Origin of the sequence: Streptomyces tritici, from assembly GCF_048500665.1 — a bacterium.
Lineage (GTDB): Bacteria > Actinomycetota > Actinomycetes > Streptomycetales > Streptomycetaceae > Streptomyces > Streptomyces tritici.
In genome coordinates, this window is sequence record NZ_CP183183.1 from 1,830,064 (window position 1) to 1,848,444 (window position 18,381).

Annotated in this window: 17 protein-coding genes, 1 other RNA gene and 1 riboswitch; of the genes, 5 read left to right on the top strand and 13 right to left on the bottom strand. The window is 73.9% G+C overall.

The genetic code is table 11. From position 1 onward, the window contains the following. Positions 1-9: 9 nt before the first annotated feature. Positions 10-1,311: an acyltransferase family protein gene (locus ACNJ93_RS08465; RefSeq protein WP_418956738.1), complete on the bottom strand. Its 1,302-nt coding sequence runs from the start codon at positions 1,309-1,311 to the stop codon at positions 10-12. A 348-nt stretch (positions 1,312-1,659) separates the two neighbouring features. Continuing rightward, positions 1,660-1,846: riboswitch (cyclic di-AMP (ydaO/yuaA leader) on the top strand. Between the two features lie 3 nt (positions 1,847-1,849). On the opposite strand from ACNJ93_RS08465, the gene ACNJ93_RS08470 reads away from it, so the two are divergent. Further along, the gene (locus tag ACNJ93_RS08470) at positions 1,850-2,683 is read left to right on the top strand and encodes a LysM peptidoglycan-binding domain-containing protein (RefSeq protein WP_418956739.1); all 834 of its coding nucleotides are present in this window, start codon (positions 1,850-1,852) and stop codon (positions 2,681-2,683) included. Positions 2,684-2,864: 181 nt separating this feature from the next. Here ACNJ93_RS08470 and ACNJ93_RS08475 read toward each other — a convergent pair whose 3' ends face one another. Together ACNJ93_RS08475 and ACNJ93_RS08480 are read right to left on the bottom strand one after the other, a co-directional pair. Next, the gene (locus ACNJ93_RS08475; RefSeq protein ID WP_418956740.1) at positions 2,865-3,563 is read right to left on the bottom strand and encodes a PhzF family phenazine biosynthesis protein; all 699 of its coding nucleotides are present in this window, start codon (positions 3,561-3,563) and stop codon (positions 2,865-2,867) included. Then, a complete protein-coding gene (locus ACNJ93_RS08480) occupies positions 3,544-4,422 on the bottom strand; it encodes a hypothetical protein (protein ID WP_418956741.1) in 879 nt (292 codons plus the stop codon). The genes ACNJ93_RS08475 and ACNJ93_RS08480 overlap by 20 nt, the downstream gene beginning before the upstream one ends. Before the next feature lie 139 nt (positions 4,423-4,561). Here ACNJ93_RS08480 and ACNJ93_RS08485 point away from each other — a divergent pair, with 139 nt between their 5' ends. Further along, complete coding sequence (locus ACNJ93_RS08485; protein ID WP_418956742.1) at positions 4,562-5,551, top strand: hypothetical protein; 990 nt, start codon at positions 4,562-4,564, stop codon at positions 5,549-5,551. Between the two features lie 57 nt (positions 5,552-5,608). Here the strand turns inward: ACNJ93_RS08485 and ACNJ93_RS08490 are convergent, their stop codons facing one another. Then, the gene (locus ACNJ93_RS08490) at positions 5,609-6,388 is read right to left on the bottom strand and encodes a bifunctional DNA primase/polymerase (protein WP_418956743.1); all 780 of its coding nucleotides are present in this window, start codon (positions 6,386-6,388) and stop codon (positions 5,609-5,611) included. 208 nt (positions 6,389-6,596) lie between these two features. Next, positions 6,597-7,256, bottom strand: coding sequence for a TetR/AcrR family transcriptional regulator (locus ACNJ93_RS08495; protein ID WP_418956744.1), 660 nt, complete (start codon positions 7,254-7,256; stop codon positions 6,597-6,599). Positions 7,257-7,408: 152 nt separating this feature from the next. Here ACNJ93_RS08495 and ddaH point away from each other — a divergent pair, with 152 nt between their 5' ends. After that, positions 7,409-8,263 (top strand): dimethylargininase, encoded by an 855-nt coding sequence (gene ddaH / locus ACNJ93_RS08500; protein ID WP_418956745.1) that lies wholly within the window; start codon positions 7,409-7,411, stop codon positions 8,261-8,263. 31 nt (positions 8,264-8,294) lie between these two features. On the opposite strand, the gene ACNJ93_RS08505 is transcribed toward ddaH, so the two are convergent. Beyond that, complete coding sequence (locus ACNJ93_RS08505) at positions 8,295-9,287, bottom strand: small ribosomal subunit Rsm22 family protein (RefSeq protein WP_418956746.1); 993 nt, start codon at positions 9,285-9,287, stop codon at positions 8,295-8,297. A 327-nt stretch (positions 9,288-9,614) separates the two neighbouring features. On the opposite strand from ACNJ93_RS08505, the gene ACNJ93_RS08510 reads away from it, so the two are divergent. Next, positions 9,615-10,895, top strand: a complete 1,281-nt coding sequence (locus ACNJ93_RS08510; RefSeq protein WP_418956747.1) for a hypothetical protein — start codon at positions 9,615-9,617, stop codon at positions 10,893-10,895. Here ACNJ93_RS08510 and ACNJ93_RS08515 read toward each other — a convergent pair. Together ACNJ93_RS08515 and ACNJ93_RS08520 are read right to left on the bottom strand one after the other, a co-directional pair. Continuing rightward, positions 10,885-12,162, bottom strand: coding sequence for a Bcr/CflA family multidrug efflux MFS transporter (locus ACNJ93_RS08515; RefSeq protein ID WP_418956748.1), 1,278 nt, complete (start codon positions 12,160-12,162; stop codon positions 10,885-10,887). The genes ACNJ93_RS08510 and ACNJ93_RS08515 overlap by 11 nt on opposite strands. An 85-nt stretch (positions 12,163-12,247) precedes the next feature. Beyond that, positions 12,248-13,879 (bottom strand): alkaline phosphatase D family protein, encoded by a 1,632-nt coding sequence (locus ACNJ93_RS08520; protein ID WP_418956749.1) that lies wholly within the window; start codon positions 13,877-13,879, stop codon positions 12,248-12,250. 133 nt (positions 13,880-14,012) lie between these two features. Here ACNJ93_RS08520 and ACNJ93_RS08525 point away from each other — a divergent pair, with 133 nt between their 5' ends. Beyond that, positions 14,013-14,753 (top strand): SDR family oxidoreductase, encoded by a 741-nt coding sequence (locus tag ACNJ93_RS08525; protein WP_418956750.1) that lies wholly within the window; start codon positions 14,013-14,015, stop codon positions 14,751-14,753. Between the two features lie 13 nt (positions 14,754-14,766). On the opposite strand, the gene ACNJ93_RS08530 is transcribed toward ACNJ93_RS08525, so the two are convergent. The 5 genes from ACNJ93_RS08530 to rnpB all read right to left on the bottom strand — a co-directional run bounded on the left by ACNJ93_RS08530 (position 14,767) and on the right by rnpB (position 18,314). Continuing rightward, positions 14,767-15,846 (bottom strand): sensor histidine kinase, encoded by a 1,080-nt coding sequence (locus tag ACNJ93_RS08530; RefSeq protein ID WP_418956751.1) that lies wholly within the window; start codon positions 15,844-15,846, stop codon positions 14,767-14,769. Next, a complete protein-coding gene (locus tag ACNJ93_RS08535; protein WP_418956752.1) occupies positions 15,839-16,516 on the bottom strand; it encodes a response regulator transcription factor in 678 nt (225 codons plus the stop codon). The genes ACNJ93_RS08530 and ACNJ93_RS08535 overlap by 8 nt, the downstream gene beginning before the upstream one ends. Positions 16,517-16,735: 219 nt before the next feature. After that, entirely contained in the window at positions 16,736-17,419 is a 684-nt protein-coding gene (locus ACNJ93_RS08540) for a VanZ family protein (RefSeq protein WP_418956753.1), read from the bottom strand. A 52-nt stretch (positions 17,420-17,471) separates the two neighbouring features. After that, a complete protein-coding gene (locus ACNJ93_RS08545; RefSeq protein ID WP_418956754.1) occupies positions 17,472-17,795 on the bottom strand; it encodes a nuclear transport factor 2 family protein in 324 nt (107 codons plus the stop codon). Between the two features lie 119 nt (positions 17,796-17,914). Beyond that, positions 17,915-18,314: RNase P RNA component class A (rnpB, locus tag ACNJ93_RS08550), an RNA gene on the bottom strand. Positions 18,315-18,381 lie beyond the last annotated feature (67 nt).

Here is an 18,381-nt window from a genome sequence, read left to right on the forward strand (position 1 = left end):
ACCGCCTGGTCACGCCCGTCCCGCCCGTCCCGCCCGTCCCGCCCGTTCCACCAGGAGCCAGCCGGCGAGCGCCATGGCGACCGCCGCCGGGGCGCTCACGCGCACGGCCACCAGCAGGGCGGTACGGCCCTCCAGGAGGCCGCCGAAGCCGACCATCGACAGGCCGAGGACGCCGAACAGCGCGAGGGTGATGCCGAGCGCCGCCACCGGGCCGCCGGCGCCGCTGGCCGGCGCGGCGGGCGCCGGGCGCTCGAAGCGGCGGAAGACGGCGACGAGCAGGGCCGTGAGGGCGGCGGCCGCCGCGAGCCGCAGGGGCGCCTGGGCCCACCAGGCGGCCGTCGCCGGCTCGGGGAGCCCGCGGCCGAGGGCGAGCAGAGCCCCGTACACGCCGAGCATCGCCGTCAGGTGCCACAGGAACGCGGTCATGGCGATGCCGTTCGCCGCGACGACCTTGTGCCAGACGCCCGCCCGCGCCACGAGCCGGGTGCCGGGCCCCCGCAGCAGCTCGACCGCGCCGACGAGCCACAGGCCGTGACAGAGCAGGGCCAGCGTGGGCGGGGCCATGTTGGAGACCTTCTCGCCGGGCATCCCGACCATCGACAGCGGGTACGGGCCGAAGGCCACCAGCAGGCCCGCGCCCGCCAGGCCGGCGGCGGCGAGCGCGCCCGGCAGCCGGAGCATCCCGTCGGCGCGCAGGAAGCCGAGCTGATGCACCGCCAGCCAGACGAACGCGAAGTTCAGGAACTCCACGTACGGCACGTCCGCCGCGAACCGCAGCGCGTCCACCGCGGCCGCCGCGGCGACCAGCGCGCCGAACGCGCCCCAGCCGTACCGCTCGTGGAGCTTCAGGAGCGGCGGGGTGAGGGCGACCATCGCCAGGTAGATGCCGATGAACCACAGCGGCTGGGCGACGAGTCGCAGCGCGACGCCCGTCAGGCCCCGGTCCGCGCCGAGGAGTTGGACGGCGAGCGCGAGCGCGCCCCACACCGCGACGAACACCATCGTGGGCCGCAGCAGCCGCTGCAGCCGGGCCCGCAGGAACGCCGCGTACCGCGGGCGGGAGCGGTGGGCGAGGGCGTGCGCGAAGCCGCCGACGAAGAAGAAGACCGGCATGACCTGGAACACCCAGGTCACGACCTGGAGTTCGGGGACGACGGCCAGCAGGTTGCCGATCGCGCCGTCCGCCGTGACGGCGGCCATCAGCCAGTGCCCGAGCACCACGACGCCGAGTGAGGCGACCCGCAGCAGGTCGACGTACCGGTCCCGTGTCGCCGGCGTGCGGTCGGCGAGTTCGCGCGCGCTGATTCCCATGCGGACACCGTGCCGGGCGGCGGCCGTCGGGCGGCAGCGCTCGGGTACTCATCCCGCGCCTGAGTACGCCCCCCAATTCGCCCAAACCGACCCAAGAGCCTCCTAGGCCCCTAATGCCTTCTCTTCGGTCTTTTATCAACTCCCTTTTCCTTTTCGGTCATACCGATTCCGCTCCCCGTGATGTCCGTCACGTGACGGAACCCCGCCCTCCGGCCGAAACGTCCTCAGCACCCCGCACCACAAGGAAGTTCGCTCCCGGCGCGTCCCGAAATCGTTGATCCATTTCATGGGGCCGGGAAATACGCGTCTTGTTTCGCGTCGCATTTCTCGCCTACGTTCGCGTCGACCCCGGACGGACCGCCGAATCCTGCCACCGTCCGGAAATCCACCGAGCACGCACCCGTCGGCAGGAGCGGGGGACCCACGAATGCGCCGGCACGGAATTCCGCGACGGCTTGGGGTGAAGCCGCCGCGTGCGGCCGGGCAGCTCCAGCCCGAACCCGACAGCTCACCCCGAAGGCGCCGGAGAGGAACGACCATGCCCGCATCCGGTAAGCACCGCCGTCCCAAGCGACGTCCCCTGAGCCGTGGCATCGCCATGGCCGGCACCGGCGGCGCCGCGCTCGCGCTGCCGCTGATCCCGACCGGCGCCCAGGCCGCGCCGCAGGCAGCGTCCCAGCAGACCCCCGCGCACACGGCCGCGGCCGGCGCCGCGGTCGAAAAGATCACGACCGCCGTGAAGCCGAATTCCGCGCCGAAGACGTACACCGTCGTCCGCGGCGATTCCCTTTCGGTGATCGCGGACGAGCAGAACATCTCCGGGGGCTGGAAGAGCCTCTACCGCGCCAATCGGAGTGCCGTGGGTGACGATCCGTCACTCATTCACCCGGGCCTGCGCCTTTCCCTCACCGGAAAGAAGGCCGCCGCCCCCGCCAAGGAGAAGTCCGCTCCCGCCAAGGCCGAGCGCGCCAGCCGCTCCGCCGAGCGGACCGCGCCGAAGGCCGCCCCGGCCCAGGCCGCCCCCGCGAAGGCCGCCGCGCCCAAGACGTACGCGAACAACCTCGACGGCTGGATCCGCGAAGCCCTCGACGTCATGGCCCAGCACGGCATCCCGGGCTCGTACGACGGCATCCACCGCAACATCCTGCGCGAGTCCTCCGGCAACCCGCTGGCCATCAACAACTGGGACTCCAACGCGGCCGCCGGCACCCCGTCCAAGGGCCTGCTCCAGGTGATCGACCCGACGTTCCGGGCCTACCACGTGCCCGGCACGTCCATGGACCCGTTCGACCCGGTCGCCAACATCACCGCCGCCTGCAACTACGCGGCGGACCGGTACGGCTCCATCGACAACGTCTTCGGGGCGTACTAGGGGGTGTCTTGTCGATCAGGCCGGATCAGCGAGCGGCGTCTGGTGCCGTGCATCGCAAGGCGGAGGAGGGAGGCGACGCAGCGCGTCGGCGACCGACGACAACGCGGCGAGGCGCGGTGCCAGACGTCGGGAGCCCGGCTTGATCGACGAGACACCCCCTAGGCCCTGAGGGGCTCCGGGCTCAGACGGTCAGGGTGCGCTCCAGGCGCACCCTGCCGCCGAGCTCGATGATCCCGTCCGGGCCCGGGGCGGTCAGGATCTGCGAGCCCAGGCCCTGCGTGATGTTCAGGGCCCGGCCCAGCGCGGCCGTGAGCAGCAGCGCGGCCGCGCCGGTCGCCTCGTCCTCGTCGATCCCGTCGCCGCGGCCCGGGAAGGCACGGGCGCGGATGCGGCCGGCGGCCTCCTCCTCCCAGGCCCAGGCGTAGATCCACTCCCCCGGCTCGGGGACGGCCAGCGCGTCGACCTCGCGCGCCGAGCCGTACTGCCGCAGGGTGCGCGGCGGGGCCCACTCCGCGCGGGCCTCGATCCAGGTGAACTCGCCGTCGCCGCGGACCCACACCTCGCCGGCCGGCGGGTGGACGACCTCCAGGTCGAGCAGCCAGGCCGCGCCGACGACCGGGTGCCCCGCGAACGGCAGCCGCACGCCGGGGGTGTAGATGTCGACCGCCCCGCGCTCGGGGTCGTCCACGAACACCGTCTCGCTGAAGCCGAGTTCCTTGGCCAGCGCCTGCCGGGACGCCTCGTCGGGGTGGCCGCGCCCGTCGCGCACCACGCCGAGGGCGTTGCCGTACCGGCCGTCGCCCGCGCAGAAGACGCGCAGGACGTCGACGTCCGTGGCGCGCCCGTCGGGACCGGGCCGGCTATGAGCGGTCGTGTTCATGGCGGAATTCAAGCATCAGCGCGTCCCATTCCGCCGCTCCACCGGGAACCGGCCACGCCGCGGTGCGCTTCCGGTCGTACGGCAGGCCCGCCGCCGTCCGCGCCAGCGCCTCCACCGCCCAGCGGCGCTGCGGCTCCTTGGCCGGGTCGTCGCCGAGGCCCGCCAGGAGCCGTTCGTGCCACGCGACGACCCGGTCGAGCACCTCCCGCTGCTCCTCCTCGTCCTCGCCGCGCGTGAGCACCACCGATTCCGGCTCGCGGTCCTCGGCCAGCGCCGCCACGGCCCGGTCGTGGCCGTCGAGGATCACCCAGCCGTCGAAGGCGGACACCCACCACAGCAGCACGGGCGGCAGGACGCCCTCCCGGGCCCGGCGGCGGTACGCCTTGACGCGCGGCGCGTCGGGGGCGGAGAGCGGGCGCAGCGGGACGACGCCGTTCCAGCCGGCGTTCCAGTCGAGGTACGCCTCGGGCCAGGTGCGGGCCAGTTCGTGGCGCCAGGCGCCGTACGGGAGGGTGGGGCGCTCCGCGAGCAGCCAGCGGCCGTCGTGCAGCGGCCCCTCCGCCGCGTCGCCGAGCAGCCCCGCGTACCGGTGGCGCCAGTCGGGGCCGCGGCGGGACGCGTCGGCGCTCAGCGGCGGCAGCGGCGAGCGGTGGCCCGGCCCCAGGCGCAGCGCCACTCCCCCGCGGTCCGGGTCGACCCGGCCGAGCAGCAGGACCCGGCCGCCCTGGCGCAGCAGCAGTCGCCGCCCGTCGGTCATCTCCATCCGCAGCGGCGGCGGTCCGGGCCGGCCGGTCACGGTCAGCGCGAGCGCTCCGGGCAGGGTCTCCCGGAGGATCCGCGCGGCATGGGGGTCGCTCATGGGCCGCACGCTAACAGCGCCGGCCCGACGGGTCCTCAGGTCACGGTGTGGACGCACTGTCCGGTCCCGGCACTCGCGGGGTGCGCGGCCCCGGTAGGGTTCGGACGTCCGGTGCGGGTGGAGGAGCAGAAGGCAACCGATGAGAAGGCGGAGGCCGGCGACGGCGGTCGTGGCGACGACGGTGCTGGCGCTGACGGCGAGCGGCTGCGTGACGGTGCACGGCGAGCTGGAGCTCGTGCCGGCGGTGACGACGACGGAGGCCGAGCAGGCCCTGAAGGACTTCACCGCGGCGTACAACGCGGCCGACAAGGCCTACGACCCGGCCCTCGACGCCGGCCGCGTCACCGGGCCGCTGGGCGCGATCAACCAGGCGGGCCTGAAGGCCCGTTCGGTCACGAGCCCCGGGGGCAATCCGAAGCACAAGCCGCTGGAGCTGACGGACGCGAAGTTCGTCATCCCGAAGAAGGCGGGCTGGCCGCGCTGGTTCGTGGCGGACACCGACGCCAACCGGGACCGCGGCGCGCAGCGCGCGGACGACCGCTGGCTGCTGGTGTTCGTGCGCAACGGGGCCGAGCAGCTGTGGGAGGTCGCGCACCTGGCGATCCTGTCGCCGGACGAGGTCCCGGTCTTCAAGAAGAAGGACGGGTACGCGGTGCCGGTCGCCGCGGGCGACCCGAAGCTCGCGGTGTCCCCGAAGGACCTGGGCGGGAGTTACGTCTCGTACCTGAAGTCCGGCGAGCCGCGGATGTTCGCGCCCGGCGCGCACACCACGCTGTGGCGGCAGGCGCGGGAGAAGAACGCGAAGCGGCTGGGCCTGGCGACGCAGTACGTCGACCAGCCGATGGACGACGGCGACAACGCGCCGGTCGCGCTGGAGACCGAGGACGGCGGGGCGCTGGTGTTCTTCGCCATCCGCTACTTCGAGCGGCAGACGGCGGCGCAGGGCTACCGGCCGAAGGTCGATCCGGACGTGAAGGCGCTGATGACCGGCGAGGTGACGAACACCGTCACCAAGGAGTGGGTGTCGAACCAGGCGGCGCTGGTGAAGCCGGCGGCGCAGGCGGCCTCGAAGGACGCGGTGACGATAGCGGGCCGGCTGCAGGGCGTGACGGGCGCGAAGGGCTCGTAGCGGGCCCGGGCGCGTGATGCGAGGAAGGGGCGGCCGCGGCCGCCCCTTCGCCTGCGGTCAGCGGCCGAGCGGCCAGGCGGGCTGGGGGTGCTCCGCGCCCTCGGCGGCGCGCTCGTCGGCGTACCGGGCGCAGGCGTCGGTGAGGGCTTCCAGCAGGGTCAGCGGGTCGGGCAGGGCGTGCTCCGGGCCGCGCACCCACTCCACGGTGCGGTCGTCGCCGGGCAGCCGGGCCGGCGGGACGAGGACGTAGCTGCCGCGGCAGTGCCAGCGCAGGCCGGGGTGCTCGTCCATGGTCTCGGGGTGGCAGTCCAGCTCGCAGGGCCACCACTCGTCCTCGTCCTCGGGGGTGCCGCGGGTGGCGGTGAAGAACAGCATGCGGCGCTCGTCGGCGGGCAGCTCGTCCTCCGCGACGGCCGCGCCGGACTCGGCGACCGGGCCGACGTCGACGCCCTCGGCGAGCAGCCGCTCCAGAGCGGCGCGACCGGCGTCCAGCGGAACGTCGAGGACGTCGTGGACCATGCCGGTCGCGGTGATGAAGTTGGCCTCGGGCTCGTTGCGGGCCCAGCGCTCGATCTGGGCTCGGTCCGTCGTGGACTGGGTCTGCCAGGCGAACGAGACGGGATGGCGGGCGGGCGTGGGACAGCCGATGCGCTCGCAGGAGCAGCGGTAGCCGGCCGGGTACGCGGCGGGGGCGAGCGGCAGGCCGGCGGCGGCGGTGGCGAGGAGCAGGCTCTCGCGGCGGCCGGCGTCGTCCACGGCGGTCCGCCGGGAGCGTCGGCGCAGCCACTGCGCGAGTTTGCCCTCCGTGCCGCGGTAGCGGCCGATGCCGTCGCCCATCTATCCCCTCACACCTGTGCTCGTCCCGGCGCACGCGTGGTCACCGCGTGCCGAAGCTGCCGAAGCTGCCAAAGCTGTCGAAGCTGCTGCCATCGTCCCACCATCCTGCGCCCCCGGGTGACCGGAGTCCCCAACCGGGGTACGCCTCGCCCGTGATCCGCACGACATCCCGGGTCCGCGACGGCCCGCCGGTGGCGGTGCGCGACGGCTACGGGCGGGGGCTCAGACCGCGCAGGACGTGGGTGAGGAGCGCGTCGGCGTAGGCGTGGGTGAGGGGGCGGGTGCGGTACTGCCAGCGGTGGGCGAGGGGCGCGGTGAGCAGTTCGGCGGCGATGCGCACGTCGGCGTCGGCGGCGATGTCGCCGTCCTCGCGGGCGGCCTCCAGACGGCGTTCGTACCGGGCGAGCTGCGGCTCCATGAGGACCTCGGTCATCCGGGCGGCGAACTCGGGGCTGACCAGACCCTCGGCGGCGAGGGCGCGGGTGGGGCCGTCGTACTTGGGGTCGTTGAGCTCGTCGACGGTGGCGCGCAGCACGTACCGCAGGTCGGCGGCGAGGTCGCCGGTGTCGGGGATGCCGCTGTCGGCGTCGCCCCCGAGCGCCTCGTCGGCCTGGGCGGCCAGGTCCAGGAAGGCGTCGAGCAGGACCGCGGCCTTGGAGGGCCACCAGCGGTAGATGGTCTGCTTGCCGACGCCGGCGCGGGCGGCGATGCCCTCGACGGTGGTCTTCGCGTAGCCCGCCTCGGTGACGAGCGCGAGGGCGGCGTCGTAGATGGCGCGGCGGGAGCGTTCGCTGCGGCGGGAGGCGTCGGGGGCCTTGGGGGCCGGGGCCTTGGGAGCCGGGGCCTGGGCGGGCTTCTCGGTCGTCATGGGGCCACCCTCCGACGAGACGACGCGTCTCGTCAAGTGGAAGGAGCCCCGCGCGCAATGATCCACGGTGTCCTGCAGAGTTCGCCGGGATCACCCGAACGGTTCACTGCGCGCACGCCGCCGGGGGCGGACCATGGCTCCACGCACAGACCGTGCGCACCGCCGTTCGTGAGGAGCCCTCATTGCGCTCATCGCAGCGCGTGGCATCGCCGCGCCGTTATCTGATGTGCCCACCCACGCACTTCCAGGTGACGTACTCCATCAACCCGTGGATGGACCCCGCGAAGCCGGTCGATCTCAGGCTCGCCCTCACCCAGTGGGAGGACCTGCGCGACCGCTACCTGGCCCTCGGCCACACCGTCGAACTGCTCGACCCCGAGCCGGACCTGCCCGACATGGTCTTCGCCGCCAACGGCGCGACCGTCGTCGACGGCCGGGTGCTGATCGCGCGGTTCGCCCACCCGGAGCGGACGGCCGAGGCGGCGGCGCATCTGGCCTGGTTCCGCGCCCACGGCTACACCGAGATCCGCGAGCCGGTGCACGTCAACGAGGCCGAGGGCGACTTCGCGGTCACCTCCTCGTACCTCCTGGCCGGCCGCGGCTTCCGGTCCAGCCCGCTCTCGCACAGCGAGGCGCAGGAGTTCTTCGGCCGCCCGGTGATCGGCCTCGACCTCGTGGACCCGCGGTACTACCACCTGGACACCGCGCTCTGCGTGCTCGACGACGCGGCGGACGAGATCATGTACTACCCGGGGGCCTTCTCCCCCGGCAGCCGCGCGGTCCTGGCCCGGCTCTTCCCCGACGCGCTGATCGCCGGCGCGGAGGACGCCGCGGAGTTCGGCCTCAACGCGGTCAGCGACGGCCGGAACGTGATGCTCCCGCAGACCGCGACCGGCCTGTTCGAGCCGCTGCGCGAGCGCGGCTTCGAGCCGGTCCCGATGGATCTGGGCGAGCTGCTCAAGGGCGGCGGCAGCGTGAAGTGCTGCACCCAGGAGCTCCGCCCGTAGCCCTCCCGGGGCGACGACCACCGCTGCGGGGCTAGTCCCGCGGTGGCCAGGCGTCGCCCCACTCGGCGTCGCGGGCCTCCTTGTAGAGCGCGCCGTGCCGCTTGGTCACGGTCGTGCGGGACAGCCCCTCGCCCTCCGGTCCGCACAGGTCGAGGAGCACCTGCCCCTTGCGGATCTGCGGCTTGCGCGTGACGCGGGCCGGTACGGGGTCGACGGGGAACCTGGTGGCCGCGACGTAGCTGAACTTCTCGTCCTCGTACGCCAGCGAGCCGCCCTTCACCTGCCGGTGCAGCGACGAGCGGCTGACCCGCGCCGCGAAGTGGCACCAGTCCCGGCCCGGTTCGATGGGGCAGGCCCCGCTGTGCGGGCAGGGCGCGGCGATCCGCAGGCCGGCCGCGATCAGCGCGTCCCGCGCGGCGATGATCCGCTCGTACCCGTCCGGGGTGCCCGGCTCCACGATCACGACCGCCGCCGCGGCCCGCGCCGCCTCGGTCACCAGCGCCGTGCGGTCCGCTTCGGTCAGTTCCTTCAGCACGTACGAGACGGTCACCAGGTCCGTGTCGTCGAGCCGCAGCTCCGCGCCGATCCGGGCCCGCCGCCACTCCGCCTCGAACGTGCCGGCGGCCAGCTCGCGGCCCAGGGCGAGCGCCGGCTCGGCCCAGTCGAGGACCGTGGTGCGCGGACCGCCCTCCGGCTCGTCCTCCCACGCCTCGGCGACCGCCCAGCTCGCGGCCCCGGTGCCGCCGCCGACGTCGGTGTGGGTGCCGGGCCGCCAGCCGGGGGCGGCGGCGCGCAGCGCGTCGAGCGCCGACCGGACGGCCTCGAAGGTGGCGGGCATCCGGTACGCGGCGTACGCGGCCACGTCGGAGCGGTCCCGCAGCACGGGCGCGTCGGTCGGGGTGGTCCCCCGGTAGGTGGCGATCAGCCGCTCCACGGCCTGCGCGGCCTGGGTGGGCGGCAGCCCGTCGAGCAGCCCGGCGAGGGCGGAGCGCAGGGCGTCGGCGGTACGGGGGAAGGCGTTCACCACCGCATTTTAGGCGTTCCGCACGGCCGGAACCGGTCCCTGCCGTGGCCGGACCGGGCGGGGGCCGGACGACGGCCGGACAGGGGGAGGCGGGCGGCGGCGGGCGGCGTGGCCGGAACCCGTCCCGACCGTGGCCGGACCGCGGCCGTACCGGACGCCGCCCCTTGCTAGGCTGGCCGCCGCGTCATCGGGGAGGGGGCAGAGCTGACCAGGCGTGGTGTCTTCAGCAGATTCGGATTCGGCCGTTTCACGGACGGCGGGTCCGGCGGTCCCGGCTTCGGGTCGAGCCTCGGCGCGACGCCGCGCGAGCGGTTCGTCCGGGGAAGCATGCTCGGCGGCCTGGGGATTCTCCTGCTGCTCCTGCTGCTCTCCATGTGCGACGCGGGCGAGGCGGCGGAGGAGGCCAAGAAGAAGAAGCCGGTCAAGGTCTCCGGTCCGGCGACCAAGCTCACCGTCCCCGACGGCTACGACACCGGCAAGGGCTGGGAGGCCCCCGACGCCTCCCCGGAGTACGCGCTCGCCCTGTCCTCCGGCCTCGTCGGCTATCTGGAGCGGGCCGGCGAGGTCCAGTTCCGGCTGCGGGCGGTGGACGCCCGGACCGGCGCGACGAAGTGGGCGAGCGACCCCTGGCGGCCGCTGTCCGCCCCGGGCAGCTTCCCGCGTCTGCTCTCGGTGTCCAAGGGCGACCGCCAGTACTTCGTGGCCTGGTCGTACGGCAGCACCGCGGGCGAGGGCCTGAACTCGACCGGGTACTTCGTCTCCCTCGACATCTACGACACCACCGACGGCACCCGCCGCCGCGTGGAGGTCCCGTGGACCGAGGCGCCGATCGTCACCGGCACCGGCCCCGGCATCCTGATCGCGGACGGCAAGGCGAAGAACGCGGTCGTCGACCCGGAGACCGGCGAGGTGTCCTCGACCCCGGCGGACAAGCTCGGCTACCCGAGCGGCTGCACGAACTGCCGCACCCTGACCGAGGTCATCGGGGTCACCGAGAAGGGCCTCGTGGTCAGCGGCGCACGCGAGTTCTGGGTGCGCGGCGGCTGGTTCAGCCGGACGGTCGCCCCGCGCGGCGCGGACGCGACGAGCGGTCTGCCGACCGCGGTGACGTCGAAGCACCTGCTGGCCCGCTGGCACCACGCTCCGAAGTCGAAGAAGGCGGCCACCCACGAGATCTGGGCCGTGCACGCGCTCGACACCGGCAAGATCGTGGTCCAGGCGGAGTGCCGCCGGCCGACGATAGCGCCGAGCGAGTACCCGGCGGCCGCGGTCTCCCCGGACGGCCGCTACCTGGTGTCCGGCGCGCTCGCCTTCGACCTGGAGCAGAAGAAGGGCTACTGCTTCGAGGACCCGGACGGCTCGAACCGGCTCACGCTGGTCTCGGTCGGCGACGAGGGCATCGTGTACGGCGCGGCCGGCGCGCGCAACGCCCGGGACGCCCTCGCGGGCGCGGGGGCGCCGCTGACGGTCGACATGTTCACCGGCGAGCCGGAGCTCCTGGACCCCAACATGCGGCTCCCGCAGGCGGAGACGCTGGGCGTGGGCCTGTTCCGCTGGACGGACGCCAGGGACCGGCGTCATCTGATCGCGTACCGGATCAAGGAGTAGGCCCGGCCGGTGCCGCCCGCCACGGGCGGCACAGCAGCAGGAAGCAGGCGAGGGCGGCCAGCGCGCAGCCCAGCTGGACCGCGGCCATGGGGACCGCGGTGGTCTCGCCCGCGATGCCGACCAGCGGCGAGACGAGCGCGCCGATCAGGAACGACGAGGTGCCGAGCAGCGCGGACGCGGAGCCCGCGGCGTGCGGGGTGCGCATCAGGGCCAGGGCGTTGGTGTTCGGCATCGCCAGGCCCATCGCGGACATCAGCACGAACAGCCCGGCGGCGATCCCGGTCAGGCCCACGTCGCCGAAGACCCCGGCGGTCATCAGCAGCAGCGCGACCGCGGCCAGCGTGATGACGGTCAGTCCGAAGCCGAGCGCCTTGTCCAGGCTGACCCGGCCGACCAGCAGCTTGCCGTTGATCTGGCCGACCGCGACGAGCCCGATCGAGTTCAGTCCGAAGAGCAGGCCGAAGGTCTGCGGCGAGGCCCCGTAGAGCTCCTGGACGACGAAGGGCGAGGCCGTGATGTACGCGAAGAGCGCGGCGAACGCGAGCCCGCCGGCCAGCACGTAGCCGGTGAACACCCGGTCGGCGAGCAGTCCGCGCATGGTCCGCAGCGCCTGGCCCACGCCGCCGGAGTGCCGCCGCTCGGGCGGCAGGGTCTCGTGGAGGTGACGCCAGACCACGAAGGTGAGGAGCACGCCGACGGCGGCGAGCGCGTGGAAGACGCCGCGCCAGTCGGTGATCCGCAGGATCTGGCCGCCGATGAGCGGGGCGACGACGGGGGCGACGCCGGAGATCAGCATGAGCGTGGAGAAGAACCGGGCCATCTCGACGCCGTCGTACAGGTCGCGGACCATGGCCCGGGCGATGACGATGCCGGCCGCGCCGGCCAGGCCCTGCAGCAGCCGGAAGGCGACGAGCAGTTCGACGCCGGGGGCGAAGGCGCAGACGGCGGTGGCGGCGACGTAGATCAGCATGCCGACGAGCAGCGGGCGGCGCCGGCCCCACTTGTCGCTCATGGGGCCGACGACGAGCTGGCCGAGGGCCATGCCGGCGAGGCAGGCGGTGAGGGTGAGCTGCACCGTGGCCGCGGGCGCGCGGAGCGCGTCGGTGACCTGCGGCAGGGCCGGCAGGTACATGTCCATGGAGAGCGGGGGGAGGGCGGTCAGGCCGCCGAGGACGAGGGTGACCAGCAGCCCCGTGCGCCGGGCGGCGGCGACGGAGCCGCCGGTTATCTCCGCCTCGCCGGTGGCGACCCTTCCGCGCTCCGTCATCCGCTGCTCCTTGCCGTCGAGGTCGTGAAGTCCGTCAAGTTGTTGAAGTTTGAAACCTTCCTCATCCTAAGGGTTCCGGCGGCCGTCAGGCGGGGGTCAGGCCCGGATTGCCCGCCTCCGTCACGTACGAGGCCGCGGTGACGATCGGAGCGCCGGGCGTGGTGACCCTGGACACGGTGCGGAAGTCCGCGCGGGCCTGCTCCGCCCCGAGCTCGACCGTCAGGTAGCCGCGCCGCCCGTTGTAGAACTTCATGTGCGGGTTGGCGGTGGTGAGGGCGTCGTGGTTGGCCGGCCGGTCGGAGCCGTCCTTGCCGCTGCTGATGGAGGTGGCGACCAGTTCGGTGCCGACGGTCCGGGAGCCCGGGTCGTCGAAGTCGGCCTTGATGTCGAGCCCGTAGCCGACGTGGACGTCGCCGGTGAGCACCATCAGGTTGGCGAGGCCGGCCGCGGCCGCCCCGTCGAGGAGCCGCCGGCGGGAGGCCGGGTAGCCGTCCCAGGAGTCCATGGACAGCTTGAAGTCGGGCGTCGGGACGTTCCGCCGCCGCGAGAAGACGACCTGCTGCGGGACGACGTTCCACACCGCCCGCGAGCCGCGCCAGCCGTCGAGCAGCCAGCGCTCCTGCGTCTCGCCGGTCATCGTGCGGCCCGGGTCCTCCGACTCGGGGCCGGGGACCTGCCAGCCGTCGCCGTACGCCTGGTTGGAGCGGTACTGGCGGGTGTCGAGGATGTCGAACTGGGCCAGCTCGCCGAAGTGGAGCCGGCGGTAGAGCCGCATGTCCGGGCCCTCGGGCCGCTGGGGCAGGCGCAGCGGCTGATTCTCCCAGTACGCGCGGTACGCGGCGGCCCGGCGCAGCAGGAACTCCTCCGGCGGGACGTCGTTCTCGGGGATGCCGCCGGCGTAGTTGTTCTCGGTCTCGTGGTCGTCCCAGGTGACGACGAAGTTGTGCGCGGCGTGGGCGGCGGCCAGGTCGGGGTCGGACTTGTAGAGGGCGTACCGGAGCCGGTAGTCCTCCAGCGTGACCGTCTCCCGGTTGAACACGGCCGGCAGCCGGCGGTCGGTGTAGGCGCGGACGCCGCCGGTGGCGTTGACGGCGTACTCGTACAGGTAGTCGCCGAGGTGGAAGACGGCGTCCAGGTCCTCCTGGGCGAGGTGCCCGTACGCGGTGAACCAGCCGTCGTGGTACGCCTGGCAGGACACGGCGGCCAGCTTCAGCCGGGCGGGGCGGCTGCCCGCGGCGGGCGCGGTGCGGGTGCGGCCCACGGGGCTGACCCAGTCGCCGGCGCGGAACCGGTAGTAGTAGCGCCGGCCGGACTCGAGGTGCGGCACCTCGACGTGGACGGTGTGGTGGAACTCCGGGTGGGCGGTGGCGCGGCCGCGCCGGGCGATGCGGGTGAACCGCTCGTCGTGCGCCAGCTCCCAGTGGACGGAGACGCGCTCGCGGGGCAGTCCGGCGTCGGGCTCGAAGGGGCGCGGCGCGAGCCGGGTCCAGAGCAGGACGGAGTCGGGCAGCGGGTCGCCGGACGCCACGCCGAGGGTGAACGGGTCCTCGGAGATCCGCCGCGCGTCCAGCTCCGCGGCGGCGGCCGCGCCGGCCGACGGGAGCTGGACGGCGAAGGCGAGCGCGGCGGCGGCTCCGGTGGCGGTGAGGAATCTGCGGCGGCCCAAGTGCTGTGCGGCGGCGCGGAATTCGGGATCGTGTCGCTGCGCTGTGGTCATGTGCCCCTCCCCTGACGGCTGCGGTGAGAGGCATTCGAGTGGGGCGGGACGTCCCTGGGTTGTCGGGTACAGAACATCCGCGTGTCGGACGGATGAGTGTTCCGTGCACCGATCTCCCGTACGCTGCGCGCCCATGAGCATCGCAGTGGTGACGGGAGCAGGTTCGGGCATCGGCCGGAGCGTGGCGCTGGCCCTGTCGGAGGCGGGCTGGCGGGTGGCGCTCGCGGGCCGGCGGCGCGAGCCCCTGGAGGAGACGGCGCGTCAGGCGGCGGGCGAGACTCTGGTGGTCCCCACCGACATCACGGACCCGCACGACGTCACGGCCCTGTTCGCCGAAGTCCGGTCCCGCTTCGGCCGCGTGGACCTGCTCTTCAACAACGCGGGCTCCTTCGCGGGTGGCGGAACACCGGTGGAGGACCTGCCGTACGAGACCTGGCGTCAGGTGGTGGACGTCAACCTGACGGGCTCGTTCCTGTGCGCCCAGGCCGCGTTCCGCGCGATGAAGGAGCAGGACCCGCGGGGCGGCCGGATCATCAACAACGGCTCGATCTCCGCGCATGTGCCGCGCCCGCACTCGGTGGCGTACACGGCGACGAAGCACGCCATGACGGGCCTGACGAAGTCCCTCTCCCTGGACGGCCGCCCGTACCGCATCGCCTGCGGCCAGATCGACATCGGCAACGCGGCCACGGAGATGACGGCCCGCATGCAGACCGGCATCCTCCAGGCGAACGGCCGGCTGGAGGCCGAACCCGTCATGGACGCGGCGGACGTGGCCCGCACGGTGGTCCACATGGCGTCCCTGCCGCTGGAGGCGAACGTCCAGTTCGCCACGGTGATGGCGACGACGATGCCGTACATCGGGCGGGGTTAGTCCCCCCTCCCCGCTACGGAGCCCCGGGCAGCCGGACCGTGACGACGAGGCCGCCCTCCGGGCGCGCGGCGAGGTCGAGGGCGCCGTCGTGGGCGCGGACGATGCTGTGCACCAGGGCCAGGCCCAGGCCGGCGCCCGCGTGGTCGTCGGTGCGGACGCGTTCCGTGCCGCGCTGGAAGGGTTCGACGAGGGTCGGCACCCGTTCCGGCGGCAGCGGCGGACCGGTGTTCTCGACCCGCAGCACGCTCCGGCCGTCCCGCGTCTCGGTGCGGACGGTCACCGTGCCGCCGGCCGGGAGGTTGTGGACGACGGCGTTCTGGACGAGGTTCGTCACCATCCGCGCCAGCAGCTCCGCGGAGCCGTGGGCGCGCACGACGTCGCCGGTGACGTCGAGCGTGGTCCCGCGCCGCTCGGCGAGGGGAAGCAGCATCTCGGCGGCCTCCTCGGCGAGGAGGGAGAGGTCGACGTCCGCGCGGGCGAAGGTCCCCCGGTCGCTGCGGCTGAGCAGCAGCAGCGCCTCGGTGAGGCCGATCGCCCGGGTGTTGACCTCCTGCAGCCGGCCGAGGACCTCGGCCGGATCCCGCGTGGGGTCCCGGCGCGCGACGTCGAGCAGCGACTGCGTGACGGCCAGCGGAGTGCGCAGCTCGTGGGACGCGTTGGCCGCGAACCGCTGCTGTTCGGCGACGTGCGACGCGAGCTGTTCGAGCATCGTGTCGAAGGCGTCGGCGAGTTCGCGGAACTCGTCCCGGCGGCCCTCCATGCGGATCCGGTGGGACAGCGACCCGTCGCCGGCCGTCCGCGCCGCCTGGGTGATCCGGGTGAGCGGCGCGAGCATCCGCCCGGCCAGGATCCAGCCGCCGGCGAGGCCGAACACGAGCAGGAAGAGCATCGCCACGGCCGCGGCGGGGCCGAAGGTGCGGACGAGCAGGTAGCGGTTGGGCGAGATGCCGAGCAGGCCCTGCGAGTTGTCGGGCACGTAGCGCAGCAGGAACAGCCACACCACGGCGAGCAGGAGCGCGCCCGCCACGGCGAGGAACCCGGCGTAGCTGAGGGTCAGTCTGAGTCGGGCGCTGAGCCCGGGGCGTCTACGCATCGGGGCCGGGGCCCGTCTCGATGCGGTAGCCGACGCCCGGCACCGTGGCGATGATCCAGGGCTCGCCGAGCCGTTTGCGCAGGGCGGAGACGGTGATGCGCACGGCGTTGGTGAACGGGTCGGCGTGCTCGTCCCAGGCCCGTTCCAGCAGTTCCTCGGCGCTGACGACCCCGCCCTCGGCGGCGAGGAGGACGTCGAGGACGGCGAACTGCTTGCGGGTGAGCGCCAGGGGGCGTCCCTCGCGGAAGACCTCCCGGCGGAACGGGTCGAGCCGCAGGCCCGCGAGCTCCCGGACGGGCGGCCGGGCGTACGCGCGCCTGCGGTGCAGCGCGCGCAGCCGCAGCACGAGTTCGCGCAGCTCGAACGGCTTGGTGAGGTAGTCGTCGGCGCCCAGACCGAAGCCGGACGCCTTGTCGTCGATCCGGTCGGCGGCGGTCAGCATGAGGATCGGGAGGCCGCTGCCGGAGGCGACGATGCGCCGGGCGACCTCGTCGCCGGAGGGGCCCGGGATGTCGCGGTCGAGGACCGCGAGGTCGTAGGAGTGCACGGCGAGCAGCTCCAGGGCGGTGTCGCCGTCGCCGGCGACGTCCGCGGCGATCGCCTCCAGGCGGAGGCCGTCACGGACGGCCTCGGCCAGGTAGGGCTCGTCCTCCACGATCAGTACGCGCATGCGCCGAAGCCTAGGCAGCGCGCCGTATCGCGAGCGTATGGAGGCGGGCGGGGGGCTTCAGCCGACGAGCGCCGGCGCGGGCCGCTCCCGGTCCGGGGCCCGGTACGAGGTTCAGCGCGCGAGTACCGGCACGGGCCGCTCCCCGTCCGCGACCCGGTACGAGGCTCAGCGCACGAGTACCGGCACGGGCCGCTCCCCGTCCGCGACCCGGTACGAGGCTCAGCGCACGAGTACCGGCACGGGCCGCTCCCGGTCCGGGGCCGGGTTCTCCGTCCGCGTGCGCCACCAGCGGCGCGACGCCAGCCCGGCCAGGAGGGCGCCGGTGGCGTTGACGAGGACGTCGTCGACGGAGGACACCCGGTCCAGCCGCAGCACGAACTGGGCGGTCTCCACCAGGACCGAGCAGCCCGCCCCCAGCGCCAGGACCCGCGGCACGGTGGCCAGCGCGGCGCACCGCATCGGGGCGAAGAAGCCCAGCGCCGCGAAGACCAGCAGGTTGCCGGCGATCCCGAGCGTCCCCATGGTGACAAGGTCCCGCAGCGGCACCAGGCTCACCCGCGCCGGGACCACGCCGGCCCCGTCACCCGGCATCATCGTCAGCCACACGAACGGGACCGTCCCGTGCACCATCCCGACCTCGGCGAGCGACAGCCGCCAGGCGTCCGCGACCCCGGCAGCCCGCCGGCGGCGCGCCAGAGCCCACGCCGCCAGGACGGCCAGGGGCAGCGCGACCAGCGTCATGAGCACCACGCCGTTGAACGTGTCGTAGCAGCCGTGCCACCGCCCGGCCAGGCAGGTCGGCGCGGACATCAGCAGTGGCCGCCGCAGGACGAACAGCCCGCCCGCGAGAGCGAGGACCGCCGGGGCGAGGAGCACGGCCCGGCGCAATGCCTTGTGGTTCATGCCCCCAGGAAAGCCGGAGGCCCGTATCGCGAACGTATGCGCGGCGGCGGGGTCAGGCCTGCCCGGTCTCGAACCGGGTCACCTTCCCGCCGTCGACGGTGAACCGCCAGGCGGTCCGCATCGAGCCCCAGGTGTCGTTCCGGTAGTCGGCCACGAGCGCGAGCCCGCCGTCCGACTCGGACTCGACGTCCATGCGGCCGTGGGAGGAGAAGACCTCCTTGTCGGTCCACTGCCGCAGGTCCCGCTCGGACCCGTCGTCGGCCATGGTGGCGTCCGGCGCGAGCACGCCGAAGAACGCCTCCCGGTCGTTGGCGTTGAGCGCGGTGACGAAGGCGCGCACGGTGGGGTCGCTGAGCTGCTCGACGGGGATGGTCACGTTCCTGCCCTCCGGTGAGGTCCGACGGAACCCCCACCGGTACACCGAGCGCCCGCCGGCGGCAGGGACCTTGCGCCACTCGCGGCGCGTCGGGGCAGCGCCCCGGGAGGAAGGAGGGGCAGACGAGTCGGGCTGTACGCCGGGTTCTGTCGCCCGGTCGCCTCGCGGCGGCCGGGGAGACGGCCATCCATCTAGGACCGGTGTTGCCACCGGCCTCGTGCGGTCTACCCGCGAACTCGGGCGGGCAGCCCTCGGACGTTCGCGCAGGGACACCGGGGTGTCCCCTTTTGACCTTGCTCCGGGTGGGGTTTACCGAGCCGCCTGAGTCACCTCAGGCGCTGGTGGTCTCTTACACCACCGTTTCACCCTTACCGAGGACCGAGGTCCCCGGCGGTCTGCTTTCTGTGGCACTGTCCCGCGGGTCACCCCGGGTGGGCGTTACCCACCACCCTGCCCTGTGGAGCCCGGACGTTCCTCGGGACGATCCGAAGATCGCCACGCGGCCGTCCGCCCGGCTCGTCTGCCGTGCCGACCATGCTACCTGCCGGGGCGGTCACGCTTGACCTTGCCGCAGCGTCAGGGTTTG

What these genes read in the sequence shown, in the direction of transcription:
- ACNJ93_RS08465 (WP_418956738.1), bottom strand. Translation starts at nt 1,311, where the DNA reads ATGGGAATCAGCGCGCGCGAACTCGCCGACCGCACGCCGGCGACACGG.
- ACNJ93_RS08470 (WP_418956739.1), top strand. Translation starts at nt 1,850, where the DNA reads ATGCCCGCATCCGGTAAGCACCGCCGTCCCAAGCGACGTCCCCTGAGC.
- ACNJ93_RS08475 (WP_418956740.1), bottom strand. Translation starts at nt 3,563, where the DNA reads ATGAACACGACCGCTCATAGCCGGCCCGGTCCCGACGGGCGCGCCACG.
- ACNJ93_RS08480 (WP_418956741.1), bottom strand. Translation starts at nt 4,422, where the DNA reads ATGAGCGACCCCCATGCCGCGCGGATCCTCCGGGAGACCCTGCCCGGA.
- ACNJ93_RS08485 (WP_418956742.1), top strand. Translation starts at nt 4,562, where the DNA reads ATGAGAAGGCGGAGGCCGGCGACGGCGGTCGTGGCGACGACGGTGCTG.
- ACNJ93_RS08490 (WP_418956743.1), bottom strand. Translation starts at nt 6,388, where the DNA reads ATGGGCGACGGCATCGGCCGCTACCGCGGCACGGAGGGCAAACTCGCG.
- ACNJ93_RS08495 (WP_418956744.1), bottom strand. Translation starts at nt 7,256, where the DNA reads ATGACGACCGAGAAGCCCGCCCAGGCCCCGGCTCCCAAGGCCCCGGCC.
- ACNJ93_RS08510 (WP_418956747.1), top strand. Translation starts at nt 9,615, where the DNA reads ATGCTCGGCGGCCTGGGGATTCTCCTGCTGCTCCTGCTGCTCTCCATG.
- ACNJ93_RS08515 (WP_418956748.1), bottom strand. Translation starts at nt 12,162, where the DNA reads ATGACGGAGCGCGGAAGGGTCGCCACCGGCGAGGCGGAGATAACCGGC.
- ACNJ93_RS08520 (WP_418956749.1), bottom strand. Translation starts at nt 13,879, where the DNA reads ATGACCACAGCGCAGCGACACGATCCCGAATTCCGCGCCGCCGCACAG.
- ACNJ93_RS08525 (WP_418956750.1), top strand. Translation starts at nt 14,013, where the DNA reads ATGAGCATCGCAGTGGTGACGGGAGCAGGTTCGGGCATCGGCCGGAGC.
- ACNJ93_RS08530 (WP_418956751.1), bottom strand. Translation starts at nt 15,846, where the DNA reads ATGCGTAGACGCCCCGGGCTCAGCGCCCGACTCAGACTGACCCTCAGC.
- ACNJ93_RS08535 (WP_418956752.1), bottom strand. Translation starts at nt 16,516, where the DNA reads ATGCGCGTACTGATCGTGGAGGACGAGCCCTACCTGGCCGAGGCCGTC.
- ACNJ93_RS08540 (WP_418956753.1), bottom strand. Translation starts at nt 17,419, where the DNA reads ATGAACCACAAGGCATTGCGCCGGGCCGTGCTCCTCGCCCCGGCGGTC.